This is a genomic window from Bradyrhizobium sp. C-145, assembly GCF_023375135.1.
GTDB lineage: Bacteria > Pseudomonadota > Alphaproteobacteria > Rhizobiales > Xanthobacteraceae > Bradyrhizobium > Bradyrhizobium zhanjiangense.
The window spans coordinates 2,077,632-2,090,885 of sequence record NZ_CP088150.1; the positions used below are offsets into that span (position 1 = coordinate 2,077,632).

Genomic DNA, 13,254 nt, shown 5'->3' on the forward strand with positions numbered 1-13,254 from the left:
CTTTTAGGCACCGTCGGGCTCGCCGGGGGGCACTCGGGGTTCTCACTGAAACGAATGGGGGCATGACGAGATGAGTGAACCCAAGAAGGACGCTCCGCGGCGATACATCGTGGATGGCGCGGGACAGCGTGTTCTCGTCGGCCTGACGATTTCGGAGACGGTCGAGTTCGAAACGCTGGACAATCCGGATGCGCGATTGCGCGCCGGTTTGCCTGACCAGGAGCGTCGTCTGCACCAGAACGAGCACGGCGCGCGCTGGCTGGAGCTCTACGTCAAGCATGAGCGAGCCTGGAACGATTGGATGGCCGAGACGCGTGCCCGGCCGCAGAAGCCCTGCTTGCTCAATTAGGCAAGTCCTCAATTAGGCAAGGCGCGTCACCTCTGGGCGCCGAGGCCCATTCGACCCTCGTCGCGGAAGGGGCTTTGGCAGATGGCAAGCGGTTGCCAACATGTCACACCGCGAGCATGCGGCTTCCCTGGATGCTCATCAGGGTGAGATTGCCGGTCGCATAGGCGCCGGTATCGATGTTGGCGCGATTGTTTCGCACATCGGCGCGCCGCACTGGCGTGTGACCGTGCACGATATATTTGCCGAAATGCTTTTTGCTCTCCAGGAACTCCTCGCGAATCCACAAGAGATCGTTCTCCTGCTGTTCGGATAGCGCCACGCCAGGTCGAACGCCGGCGTGAACGAAGAAGAAGTCTCCGCACGTAAAGCTCAGCCGCAGATTGTCCAGGAATTCCAGATGCTCAGTCGGCATTGCGCGAATCAAATCGCGCAAAATCGATGTTGGCTCGTCGCGCTTGAGATCTGGCGGAGCGAGCCCGTAGGACATCAATGTCTGGGTTCCGCCGACGGCAATCCAATCCTCGAACAGTGAAGGGTCCTCGAACACCCTCACCAGAAATGCCTCGTGATTACCTTTGAGGAAGACCGCATTTCCCCGGCGACTCCGCTCGACGAGGATGTCGAGGGTGGCGCGCGTGTCCGGACCACGATCGATGTAATCGCCCATGAAAACCTCGATCGCATAGTGCGGGCGGCTGCGAGCCACGTCGGCGTCGATCACCCGCAACATCGGCTGCAGCAGATGCGCACAGCCGTGAATATCCGAGATCGCATAGATGCGAATCCCGTCGGGCAAGTGCGGCTTGTGGATTGGCCGACGTGGTCGGGCGAAAGATATCATGGAGCAAAATCGATCAGGTGGTCGAGAAATTTCCCCAAGTCGCCGGCACCTGAGAACTCCCCATCTGATACGAACAATGTGCGGTGGATGGAGTAGGTCCTCGTTCTCCGGCTTGATCACGCCAAAAGAAGGGCGGAACTTCTTGCCCACCCTTGCGACGGGTTCCACCAGTCCGCGGAAATTGCAGCGCTGTACTGCATAGCGCGGCAAAGATGCATTGATGCATCCGCAGATTGAAATTCATCTATGTTCCCGCAAGTGGCTCCTCGCGCTCTCGCGACAGGATGAGCGCCTCAAAGATGAGCGAAGACGCGCTCGCGTGACCGTTAAAGCACGCGGAGGATATGGAACTTGAGTCAAAATGCGGCAGCGCGTCGCTGATATGTCAGCACTGTGACGAGATTTTCAGCGCGCGTCGAATTGTCGATGCGCATTTCAACGCGACACATCATTCGTGCATCGCAAAAGTTTTGCATGCAGCGCCACAATGTCGCTGCGATCACTTAACACCCTTCGTTTGGAAGCGGTAAATCTTCAGCATCACAATGACCGCCAGGCACTCTCCACACGTAGAGGATCGAATGGTTGTTGCCACTTATGGCTCTGATAGCACCTATGCCACGTCCTCCGCACGGGGCACGGCTCTTCAGAAGCCTTTTCAGCTCCTCGTCATCGCGGCCGACCTTTTGCTGATCTTGCTCTGCTACGCGCTGGCGTCGGAACTTTATAGCGTCGCCACGCCGTCATCTGGAGACGGAGCGCCCATCGGCGCCGGACTGATCGTCAGCGCAGTGTTCGTTGCAATCGCCTATTTTCAGGGTGTGTATGCAACGCACCGTTTGCTTAGTCTGGTCTGGCAATTGCGCAAAGCGGTGATCATCTGGCTGGTGTCACTGACGATCCTTGCGGTCGCGGCGTTTCTATTGAAATCGTCGGACAATCTGTCCCGCGGCACGTTCCTCGTCTTCACCGGAATTGGCGGCCTTGGGTTGCTCAGCCTGCGCTTTGCGTGGCAGTGGGTGCTCGGCACGAACTTTGCCAAGGGCCGATTGGTCGATCGCAAGGTTGCCTTGCTCAGCTTGAAGCCGCTTGATTTCACCTCGAGCCGTTTCAAGGACCTGCGCAAGAACGGATTCGACGTGGTTCGCCATTTCGTGCTTCCCGCTAACAACCATGGGACCAGCTGGGAGAGGCAAATTCGCGATGTCATTCTCCAATCCCGTGCAGCGGATGTCGAGGAGTACCTGTTGGCGGTTGATTGGAACGAGCTGCCGTTGTTGCAGCAACTCGAACTGCACTTGCGCGCTGTACCACAGCCGATCCGTCTCTTGCCGGACAATTCGATCGCTGATCTGGTATCGCGCCCGTTTTTGCCGGTCAGCGGCACGGTGGCAATCGAGATTCAGCGACCACCGCTCAGCGTGTTTGAACGTCTCCAGAAGCGCTGCCTCGACATCGGTCTGGCGTTGTTTTCGCTAGTGGCCCTGGCGCCGGTGCTGATCACCGTCTCCATTCTGATCAAGCTGGATTCGCCTGGGAGCGTGATCTTTCGACAGTCGCGCCGCGGCTTCAACGGCAAGCCGTTTGATATCTGGAAATTTCGCAGCATGTACGTGTGCGAGAATGGTAACTCGATTACTCAGGCAACCAAGAGGGACGCGCGCGTCACGAGGATTGGGCGCTTCCTCCGCATGACCAGCATTGACGAGTTGCCCCAGCTCTGGAACGTGCTGCGCGGCGACATGTCATTGGTCGGACCACGCCCACATGCGCTTGCCCACGATAATTATTATGACGAGATCATCAGCAATTACGTATACCGCCACCACATGAAGCCGGGCCTCACGGGCTGGGCTCAGGTTAACGGCTTCCGGGGGGAAACGCCGACCATCGACCTGATGGAAAAGCGGGTAGAATATGACGTTTGGTATGTAAGGAATTGGAGCATTTGGCTCGATCTGAAAATCATGGCGCGCACGGCGGCTACCGTCATTTCCCAAGAGGCGTACTAGGTCAGCGGGGCGGCCTTGGCGGGGCGCGGCGCGGACTCATTCATATGCGCTGAGCTAGATGCGGATTGAGGCGAGGACTCCTTTTGGAGCCTTTGAATCAGGTCGTCGCGCTCATCACCAAGTTTTAGGCCTTATGCCTACGCGTCCTGTTCCATAGCCGCACGATGACCTCCCGTATCGCGATCAGCCGGGGCATCAGGACGAAAAAGACTCCCGTCGCGAGTGATCCGAGAGCGTGGCGAAGGGAGAATTTTTCGTTGTTATCGAGCTGGTCTTGATTCTTTTCGATCGGGACCGGCGCAAGGATTGTTCCCGACCTGTTGAGCCGCGATCGCGACCCGCGGGGAGGAACCACGATGAGCACGAATAAAACGTTGAGCAGCAGCCAGATGCTTAATATGGCAAGTATCGTCATCCAGTCCCACCGAAATGCAGCAGTATGGGATCAAGTTAACCGTCGGAACCGCGGAAGGAAAGGGTGCACAGCGCTGTTGCAGCGTCAGCAGGCTCCTTTTCAGCCGATGAGTTCCCGAGATTGTCTCGATCACCCCACGCCCGCCTTCGTCAATCCCCGCAAACATCGGCTACGACAATGACCGTCGTTTGTGGACTCCGTACCACTACGGTTGGCGCTGGACTTATGGATCGCGCGAGCGCTAGGTGAGTTCGCCGGCGGCGGGAACCGCCCCGTATAGCGCAAGAGCATTGATCGTGAAAAGAAAACGCGCGGCAGCGCGCCAATCATAACCTTTTCCTGAACGATCGAAGATCTGTAACCTATGAACGAAGCGGTCAACTCCGGCATCACCCGGTGCCGACGGCTCCCCGCACTTCATCAGGAGTGTCCTGTCCGAATTCAACCGCGCAGTGTTGCCAGGAAGGACGGGTCGATCGATTCAACGGCATCCTCCAGGAAAGCTTTGCCCAGTTTTGATGCCCTCCGATAAGCGGACACAAGTGCCGATCTCGACCCAGATCGGCGTATCAGGATGAGCCGAATGTCATTGCGTACGAGGTCCTTGACATCGGGAAGGGCGAGTGCGTCGAAGTGGGCCACCATGTCGATCCGCACCGGCATCAATCGCGCGTCGTTTGGTGCGACGAAATATGCCATCTTCAGGGCCTCGACCACGACCGGATCGTGCGGGTCCCGCTGGACCTGAAGCAGCGCCAGCGCCAGCCATAGTTCAGGATTGTAAGGAGAGGTCGACAGCGTCCGCCGGACCCGGCTGAGAGCGTCGGTATGCGCTATTGATCGTAGGATCGTGGGCCCTTGCTGACCGGACTCAATTGTCTGCAGCGCGCCGATCAAGGAATGATTGCTCTCCAGCTCCGATCCAAACGGCGAGCGCGTTCCCAACACTGAGGTCGCATCTCCAGTCCACCGCGCCCCAATCTCGGCCGCATCTGCGGGAAATGTTGTCCGCCTTAGCGCCGTCACGGCCGACACAATGGCATAGCATCCGACCGTCACGGTCAACGCCATCAAAAGAATGCGAAAGGAGCCCGATGAACTCATTGTCGATGCATTAGTTCAATATAAAGCTAGTGTTACGGTGCGCGGATGCCGCCGAGTGGTTGGCGCCACTGGTCCGTCCCACTGATTGTGCAAGTCCAACTCCAACCATCATCGCCACAATCGCTTGAATCGTGGGGTTTGAGAGGCTTGAGTCAAGAAAGCTCTCGCAGAGTACAACGACGACGCCGGCGGCCGCGGTGGCCGCGAAAAAGGAATCACGTCCTCGCCGGACGGCGCCGCGAAAGCTAACGAGGAAGAACTGGGCGGCGAACGCTGCCAGGATGGCGCTCGGCAATCTTCCCGCCTCGACAGCCATCAAGACTGCGGTAGAGGGAGGGTCTGCCAGCGCAGCTCCGAACTCCTGATAGGCTCTCGAAGTCAACCTAAAGGTTCCGAGACCATTCCCCCACGTTGGTGCATCAGAGAGCAGGTGCCTTGCCGGCGCAACTGCTTCCGGGGGGAGGCTGACGAATCCAACGAGACCCAAGCTTCCGGATAGAGAGTGCGGCACAACCATCGCGCTGGCGATTGCTGCAAGGACCAAGAACAATAGAGCCGAGGGCCAAAACCGAAATCCCAAGCGCCGGACAGCGGCTATGAACACAAGGACCATCAATCCGCAGCCAGTAACCGCCACCAATGTGTGTTGTTCGAGGGCCGCAAGTGCGGCGAAGGCTACGGCAATTCCTGACAGGCCGCAGAAAACGCCGACCCACAGTTGGGGCGAGGCCAGATTGTGGATGTTCTGCTGGTGCAGGTGGCGTTCGAGTGCCCGAGCGACCAGCGCGCCATTTGTCAATATCGCAAGAGCCGCAGCTGCCGGAAACAGATTCTTAGCTGCGCCGGACTGGGGAATGATTCCGGCGAATAAATCGAGCCGGCCGAGTAGGAACTCGACTGACATGAGGGTCGTCACTGCGCTCAATACGAACAGGATCGTTTCGGCCATACGGCGATCCCTTGTGATGATGACGGTCGACACCAGGAGCGACACATTGACCAGATAGAGGAACAGGCTTTGCAGCGTTGCGCCCGTATCAACGCTAATGCGGCCCTGCAGCGATGGCTGATTCAATGCGATCGAAGTCGCCGACCAGATCGGGTTCGCAAGCGAAGACATCGGAACGATTTGCAACGTCATCCAGACGACCGGAAGCAAGAATATAAGGAGAAATTGCTTCAGCAACTGCGCGGCAGACGCGATTTGCGCCTCCGGACCTCTTGTTGCCATTGCCATCATCAAGGCAGTAGCAAGTGAAATCACATGCTGTGCGAAGGAGCCGCTTGTGATGGCCAAGATCGGAGTCGCGGCCAGCAATGTGATCAAAAGCCAGGAAGCGATAAGCAATCGGAGAACCGTGAGACGTGGAAGCGGGAATGGAGCGCAGCATTGCGCGAGTGGGACATTGATACGCGTCGCATAGCCGAGCACGCGTCGTCTCGGTGATGGATGATCGGATAGTTGCCACTATGACGCATCATCACAACGCGGCCTGTCAACTCGTCACATGCAGTCGATTTACGGGATTCGCCCGGCATGACAGTTTCCGTGACCAGCTAAACTATCGAGCATAGCAGTGCTGCGACAAGTAACGGAGAGCCGTCGCCAGTCCAGCCATCGGCACCGCGCCGCGGATCGCGCTCGGTGTAGTACCGATTTCGACCGCAAGCTCGTTTGCGGTTTGCCAGTCGCTGGCAGCAAGCTTCGAGGCGTCGGCGGGTAGTAGGAGCGCCACGCCGCCCTGGATCACAGATGCCTGGAACTCTGCGCGCTTCTCTCCTGCCATGAGGGCTACGTTCGGTCGCGCCGAGCGGGACAGTGGCTCGAGTACAATGAGTACAATTTCGATGCCGCCCTTCCCGCATTGCAGGCTCAGACCGGCAAGGCGCGTATCCGACTTGGCACTATCGACGACATGCATCACTGAAATGGCATCGTCGCCGCCGTCTGGATTCTTGCTCTTCACTAGGCGCCATCCGCCCTCAAGCTGTGTCGATTGGCTGCCGGACTCGATCTGCTTGAATGCCTCTTCGTCGCAACGTCGACGCTGCTCGGCGCTGATGCCAGACCCGCAGTTCAGAATGCCCGGACGCACCGGCTCGGCTCGACCGGGAGTCGTCGTCATCAACAGACCGGCGCCGAGCAGAACTGAGCGCGCCATGAGAAGCGCCGACCTGACATGCGCTAGCGCCAAATCATTCATATTGTATCCAAGGGCCCTGTCAAAAATCGGGCAAGCGCTGCCCACCGGTCCGGATCAAGCATCTGACGTCAATCGACGTAACCATACCTCTTGTAGTATCGATTGCGATAGTAGGCTGCGCCGTACGTATCGTAGCGGCTCATCACCGACACGTTCACCTTGTTAAGAACCGCACCGAGCATCCGCTCGCGCACAACCGGCGTTTCGCCTAGCACGCGCTCGACGATATCGATTTTCGACTTCGCCCATTCGATGACAAGGATATAGGAATCAGCCAACCCCCTGGTCGCCCGAACGTCGACGACCGGCGCCAGCGGGCTAAGATCGAGAACGATGCGATCAAAGTGCTGCCGTAGTTGCTGGAACAGGTCTTCCATCTGTTGCGAGGCCAGAAGGTCGCTCGAATTCGAGAAGCGGGATGTGATGGCACAAGGAAGAAAATGTAGATTCGTCTGCGGGTCTATCCAGACCACGTTCCTCCAGTCGGCTTGGCCGATGACGACATGGATCAAGCCGTCCTGAGCAGCCGGCGTAAGCCTTGCGGTGAGGCTTGGGTTGCGGATGTCGCCATCGATCAGCAGCGTACGGCACCCGCTTTGCGCCAGGGTCTGCGCCAGCGCTTCGCTGACGGTTGACTTTCCCTCGTTCGGAAGTGCGGAGGTAATCCCCAGGACCTTGTTGGACCCTGCACCGAAATTTGCAAAATCGCTGGCTAGCTTGATTGACCGAAATCCCTCTGCGAAGCGTGAAAACGGGGCATTGATCACGTGCCGCCCGACGCTCTCCTCGGTTGAAAGCAGACGGTCGCGATGCGACTGCTGGTGGCTGAACCCGGGCGCGGACCCATGTAGTGGCAACGTCGTGCCAGATGCTCCGTACCTCGGCGGTGCCTGCTGCGGTTTGGGCTTGTCGCGTTTACCGAATCGCCAGGCGGCCTTGCCGGATTCAGCGGAAATCGCTTTGACGGCACCCTGCTCTATGACCGGAATCGAAGCGAGACAGCGGGTATCCACGAACTGCTCGACCTGAGAAACGGTGCGGAAGACGCGATCCATCATATCAAGTAGAATTGCGACGAGAGCCGCGAGAATCGACCCACCCACGATCGCCGCAAGCAGAATGAGTGTCGTTCTTGGCGACGTCTTGTTGGGAAGAGTCGACGCGGCCTGACTGATCACCCTCGCTTCAGTAACGGGAAACGATTGCTGCTGAACCGAGACCATGTACAGTTGCAGAAAGTTGTCCGACAATGCGCGAGCGCTCTGAGCGTTGCTTTCCAGATCTCTCAGGATGATCTGGGCTTGGCTGGTATTATTCGAGACCGCGATCGTATCGTTCAAGCTCTTCTGGCTGGACTCCTCGCGCGCCTTGGCAATTTCAAGGTCACTCTTGTAGACCTCGGCCGTGCGTCGCAGTTCGTCAATGATCGAGCGTCGGATTTCTCGCATCTGGTTGCGTAAATTGACAACCGCCAGATGTGTCGATCCATACCGGTTCGACCAATCGGCCTGCTTGGCCGCGTACTCGAGATAGGTCTGGCGCAACTTGGTGATGACCGGGTTGGCCATCGTCTCGCTCACAGTCGCCAGTTCATTCAGAATGACCTTGGAATCTTCGGTGTCCGCATTCAATATCGCGGTGATGCGTTCGAGCTTAGCTTGTGCCTCCGCACGTTGGCTACGCGCAGTCGTCAACGAAGTATTGATTTCAGCGAGTTGCTGCTCGGTGAGCAGTCGCCCGCCGGCGTCGACGATGTTGTTCTTGGCCTTGAAATCCGCAACGGTGCGTTCGGCGGAAGACGCCTGCGACCGCAATTCCTTCAATCGGTCCTGCAGCCAGACCGCCGCCCGTCTCGAGGCCTGATATTTCGATTCCAACGAGTCCACGATATAGCCGTCGGCGACCGCGTTGGCGATCCGCGCTGCCAGGTCCTGCGATAATGCCTGAAAGGAGATCTCGATAACATAGCTCACGCCGACGCGCTTGATGCTGAGGCCGCTCGCAAAGCGAGCGAGTGCTGCGCGCAGTATTTGCTCTTCCGTGGGCGGGGTCGACTCGGAGAATATTCTGGTAATCGCGTTACTGATGCTGCTGAGCAATCCGCCACCGTCGCTCATGAAGTCTGCCGACTCCGCAAGTTTCAGGTCCTTGATGACTTTGGAGGCGATCGCTTCGGACTTGAGAAGTTCGACCTGACTGTCGACCATCGCCGAGTCGATCGGGTTGTCTGCGCCGGTCGCGGGCGCTTGCGTCTGCAGGCCCTGCATCTTGCGGCTGTCGATCATCAGGATGGCCGTTCCGGTATATCGCTTCGGTGCCGTGAACACGTAAACGCCGGCAAGACAGATGCACAGGAGCAGCGTGAAAATCATTACTGGATACTGGCGGCTCACCAGCGCAAGCGCAGAGGAGATGGTCTGCTCCAGCGATGGAGCCTCCGGCGCGGTGGTTTCAATCTCGCGAGATGTGATCTTTTGAAGCATCCGGCCCGCCTACCTAAATCTCTGTGAATGCGGCATCAGGCTGGCCTTGCCGCCGCGCTGAATTCGTGAATTGCAAAGTGCCGCGTAGAAGTTGCACGTTGTCGACACGCCGGATGCGGTGATCGAGATCGCGGCGCTCGAGAGTTGAGCAATGGCATCGAGGCCTCGGCGAGAACACCTAGCCGGATCGTTCGGCACGTTGTTGGTCAGAGAAGTGTCGGCAACGCTGCCGGGCCATTGTCGGTGCCGCTCGCCGCAAAATCGTCATAATGCCATCTCCGTCAACTCCGCCAAAAAAGCGACTTTCAAGATCGAGGCAATTTACGCCGCCTGAGAAGATCATTGTTCGCCCATGAATTGGGCAGGTTGCCCGAATCCCGCGTGCCGACCCGGTGGAACAGCGCCCGACCGGCCACGAATTCTGCGATGCAATATCGGCCTGAGTGTGACGGACAAGGATGGGGATCGATCAGCTGCCGCAGGCAAGTCGAATCCGGTCTCAGGGGTTACGACCGAATGAGACGCCGGAATGCGAACGAGTCTGGTTTCGTCCGCTATGGTGGCGAGGGTCGGCTTTGAAGTTCCACCGGTGAATCTCCGATCTCCGGGCACTTGAATGATCAAGCCAACGAGACCTCAATCAAAATCTTTGATGGAGGATTCCCGATTCCAATCCACAAGCGAGCTTGCCAGATCGTAGTCGAATTTGAACCCGCTTGCGATCAGGTGCTTCGGCAGAATGTTCGTAGAAAACCACAACTTCTTGATCCGGTCACGATTGATGCCGGTCTTGATGCCGACAGCTTGCAGCACCTCGAATGGAAGCACGGCGAGATTCATGAGCCATACCGGAATCGTTATCGTCGGCTTTGGGTATTCGGCAGCTTCAGAGAAGGCGGAGCAAATCTCGCTGATGGTGTAACGGTGCTCATAGCAGAAATTGTAGATCGACAAACTGTCGTTGCGAGACGCCATGAAGAGCATCGACGAGACCAGGTCCTTCACGTAGCCGCACGACTTGATGGTGTCGGTTCGGCCGGGATAGATGAACGCTCGCCTTTCGAGAAGCCTCGACAATCGCGTGAAATTACCTCGCTCGTAGCGCCCATAGATGACGGCGGGGCGCACGATGGTCAGCCGCCTGTCCGGGTCCTCCGACTGCCATAGGCGATGGATTGCTTCGGCCGAGAGTTTGGAACGCCCATAAGCACTGACGGGGACTGGCGTCGCATCTTCGGTAAGTGGGGTTTCCGTCGGACCGTAGACCGATATCGAGCTGGTAAAGATGACATTCCGGCTGCCAGTGTCTCTCGCAAATCGGCAGACGTGCACCGCACCCAGCACGTTTGTATAATAATAGTCGCCGTCCGGATGACCCGGGGTGACATGGATCGCGGCGAGGTTGAAGATATCGGCAGGCACCCCGCCACCGAGCTTCGGGTCGATTGGCTCACGGACATCATGATGGACATATTCGACGCCTTCGACGTGCGCCCTGGGCTTCGCGATATCCACTGAGACGATTCGGTCGTAGCGGCCGGAAGCGAGCATTCGCGTCATCAGATGTGTACCGATGAAGCCTGCGCCTCCAAATACAATAGCCTGGGTGGGATGGGACATGTGCGCGAGGGTCAACGTGAGTGAATGTGCTGAATCAACTGCGACGAAGTTCGGTCAAGGCTTGCTGACGATCGAGCACGCGCATTGAAGAACTGCACGCCCCGCCGTTGCAAGAGTTGTACCTGCACAGACCAGGATCGCTTGACACGCGGTACGCCCGCTCGCGACCGCGAGCGCTTTCGCTGCTGGGTATCAATGAAGCGAGCAAATCGGGGCAGCAATTGGTTAGTCGTGCGCTTTTGATGCGGCGATAACAAGATCGTTACAGGCAGCGCGTGTGAACGCGGAAGCGTCAGTTCCATCTTGGCGATCCCGAATGCGGTGGCCTCGGTTCAAGCGGCAACTCGCACATTTCTTGAGCGTGCAACCAGGGGTTTTCGTCTGAATCGACGACTCAATAGAGCTCGCGATACTCAAATTGAAAGTTCGTTGATCCGGCCGCAATCCCCAATAGTCTCTGCAGCTTCTGGTAGCCTGCGAGCGGAACGACAATGCAGTCGGAACTTCCCGCGTAGCAAACCCGAACCCTGATCGATTGACCGCAAATGTTTTGAACCAGCACGATCTGCTCGATGATCTTGGGATTGTTGGCTTGGGGGTGCGTCAATGGATTGACCGATATGCAAAGCTTTCCGTCCGCTGTCGTGTGATTTGGAGCGAAAGTACCTTCCATCGGTCGAATCGAACTCGAAGGCCGAGTGGAAATGCCGGAGCCGCCATACATCGGAGGAGATGTGCGACCGAAGCCGGAAATTTGAGCATCGGCCGTCGTTGCGAGGAGCGATGAAGCGATCGCTACACATATCGCCACATAACCGTCTGAGCGCCTAGATCGGTTATCATGTATCTTCACTGCTCTGCACATCCATGATGGTTGGGACCAGCTCTCGAAAGAAGCCGCGATTGTCGGCGGCAGGATAGATTTGCAGTTGCGGCAACAGAATGACAGGCAAAATGGTTCCCGGGATTGCAGGAGGAATCTTGCCTCTTCCTTGCGCTTGAAAACACGTGCTAGAGGCTGCACCTTCCTGGATTGGGTGTCTGACGTCCGTCGACTGTGATGTTCTGTCGGCGGTCATGCGACGTACTTACAACGCGAGTATTCTGAGCGGCGAATGTTGAAGGAGATACCAGGGCACGCAGTGTTGCCAGAAGTCGAACTGGCGACCCCGCCGCGCCTCTCGGTCGTCATTCCGAACCACAATTACGCAGCTTACGTGGGATCCGCGATCCGCAGCGCGCTGGACATACGATGGCCAAACGTCGAAGTGATCGTCGTCGATGACGGGTCGACGGACCATTCACTCGACGTCATCAACGAATTTGCAGACGAAGTCACAATCATCAGCCAGGCGAACGCCGGGCAGATGATGTCCTGTGTGAACGGCTTTCGCAGGTCGTCCGGCGATATCATCATATTTCTCGACTCGGACGATGCCCTGCATCCTGATGTCATGACGGAGATCGTATCCGTCTGGTCCAAAGCCGCGAGCAAATATCAGTTTCAGATGCGCGTGATCGATGCCGACGGGAAGCCGACCGGAAATGTCCTGCCGCAGTACTTCTCCTGTCCGTCCTCGGAGGATGTCCGCAAGTGGATGGCAACCACCGGCGCCTATCCGACGCCACCCGGGTCAGGAAATGCCTACCCGAAATGGTTTGTCGAGCGTGTCTTCGGCTTTGAGTCCGACTTCGTTGATCGGGCTCCGGACAGTTATCTTTTGGCGGCCGCTCCTGCATGTGGCGAGATCGTGACGATCACCAAGCCGTTGGCAGACTATCGCGTGCACGGCCTCAATCACGGGGCTTTCCTTCAACTCGACGATACCCGCTTTGCGAGAGAGATCGACCTCACGCGGAGGCGGTACAAGTTCTTTTCCGAGATCGCGCGCACGGAGAAGCTGCCGGTTGCGCCCGATGCGCTCAAGAGCAATTTGATATTTCTTTGTTTGCGGATAGCGTCGTTCAAGCTGCGGCCGGACCTTCATCCAATCGCGGCGGATAGTTCATTGAGCATCGCTGTCGATGCGCTTGGAGCGGCTGCGTCGCCGCAAGGTTTCTCAAGATCGCAGCGCATATCGCTGCTGGCTTGGATCTTCTGCATCCTGATCAGTCCGCAGTACTTCCGTCGGGCCCTGGTGAGTTTGCGCTACGTGCCCGCCCAGCGGCCGAAATGGTTGCGCGCGTTGCTCGGCCGATTCCGGATCATTCGATGATCAGGGCAGG

10 protein-coding genes are annotated in these 13,254 nt (G+C 57.7%); 3 read left to right on the forward strand and 7 right to left on the reverse strand.

Annotation, left to right across the window (positions count from 1 at the left end; all coding sequences use genetic code 11):
* Positions 1–70 precede the first annotated feature (70 nt).
* Positions 71–349: a hypothetical protein gene (locus LRP30_RS09555; protein WP_249760153.1), complete on the forward strand. Its 279-nt coding sequence runs from the start codon at positions 71–73 to the stop codon at positions 347–349.
* A 103-nt stretch (positions 350–452) separates the two neighbouring features.
* Here LRP30_RS09555 and LRP30_RS09560 read toward each other — a convergent pair whose 3' ends face one another.
* Positions 453–1,190, reverse strand: a complete 738-nt coding sequence (locus LRP30_RS09560) for a metallophosphoesterase family protein (protein ID WP_249761736.1) — start codon at positions 1,188–1,190, stop codon at positions 453–455.
* 581 nt (positions 1,191–1,771) lie between these two features.
* Here LRP30_RS09560 and LRP30_RS09565 point away from each other — a divergent pair.
* The gene (locus tag LRP30_RS09565; RefSeq protein WP_128935726.1) at positions 1,772–3,202 is read left to right on the forward strand and encodes an undecaprenyl-phosphate glucose phosphotransferase; all 1,431 of its coding nucleotides are present in this window, start codon (positions 1,772–1,774) and stop codon (positions 3,200–3,202) included.
* A gap of 856 nt (positions 3,203–4,058) precedes the next feature.
* On the opposite strand, the gene LRP30_RS09570 is transcribed toward LRP30_RS09565, so the two are convergent.
* The 6 genes from LRP30_RS09570 to LRP30_RS09595 form a co-directional block, all read right to left on the reverse strand.
* On the reverse strand, positions 4,059–4,688 hold the full coding sequence (locus LRP30_RS09570; RefSeq protein WP_249760154.1) for a hypothetical protein: 630 nt from the start codon (positions 4,686–4,688) through the stop codon (positions 4,059–4,061).
* 43 nt (positions 4,689–4,731) lie between these two features.
* The gene (locus tag LRP30_RS09575; protein WP_249760155.1) at positions 4,732–6,153 is read right to left on the reverse strand and encodes a hypothetical protein; all 1,422 of its coding nucleotides are present in this window, start codon (positions 6,151–6,153) and stop codon (positions 4,732–4,734) included.
* Between the two features lie 130 nt (positions 6,154–6,283).
* Positions 6,284–6,925 (reverse strand): hypothetical protein, encoded by a 642-nt coding sequence (locus LRP30_RS09580; protein WP_249760156.1) that lies wholly within the window; start codon positions 6,923–6,925, stop codon positions 6,284–6,286.
* A gap of 68 nt (positions 6,926–6,993) precedes the next feature.
* Positions 6,994–9,408 (reverse strand): polysaccharide biosynthesis tyrosine autokinase, encoded by a 2,415-nt coding sequence (locus LRP30_RS09585; RefSeq protein ID WP_128935721.1) that lies wholly within the window; start codon positions 9,406–9,408, stop codon positions 6,994–6,996.
* A 636-nt stretch (positions 9,409–10,044) separates the two neighbouring features.
* Positions 10,045–11,028: an NAD(P)-dependent oxidoreductase gene (locus tag LRP30_RS09590; protein WP_128935720.1), complete on the reverse strand. Its 984-nt coding sequence runs from the start codon at positions 11,026–11,028 to the stop codon at positions 10,045–10,047.
* Between the two features lie 394 nt (positions 11,029–11,422).
* Positions 11,423–11,701 carry a hypothetical protein gene (locus tag LRP30_RS09595; RefSeq protein WP_128935719.1) on the reverse strand — a complete coding sequence of 93 codons (279 nt, stop codon included), beginning with the start codon at positions 11,699–11,701 and terminating at the stop codon, positions 11,423–11,425.
* 442 nt (positions 11,702–12,143) lie between these two features.
* On the opposite strand from LRP30_RS09595, the gene LRP30_RS09600 reads away from it, so the two are divergent.
* Entirely contained in the window at positions 12,144–13,244 is a 1,101-nt protein-coding gene (locus tag LRP30_RS09600; RefSeq protein ID WP_249760157.1) for a glycosyltransferase family A protein, read from the forward strand.
* The last annotated feature ends 10 nt before the right edge of the window (positions 13,245–13,254 follow it).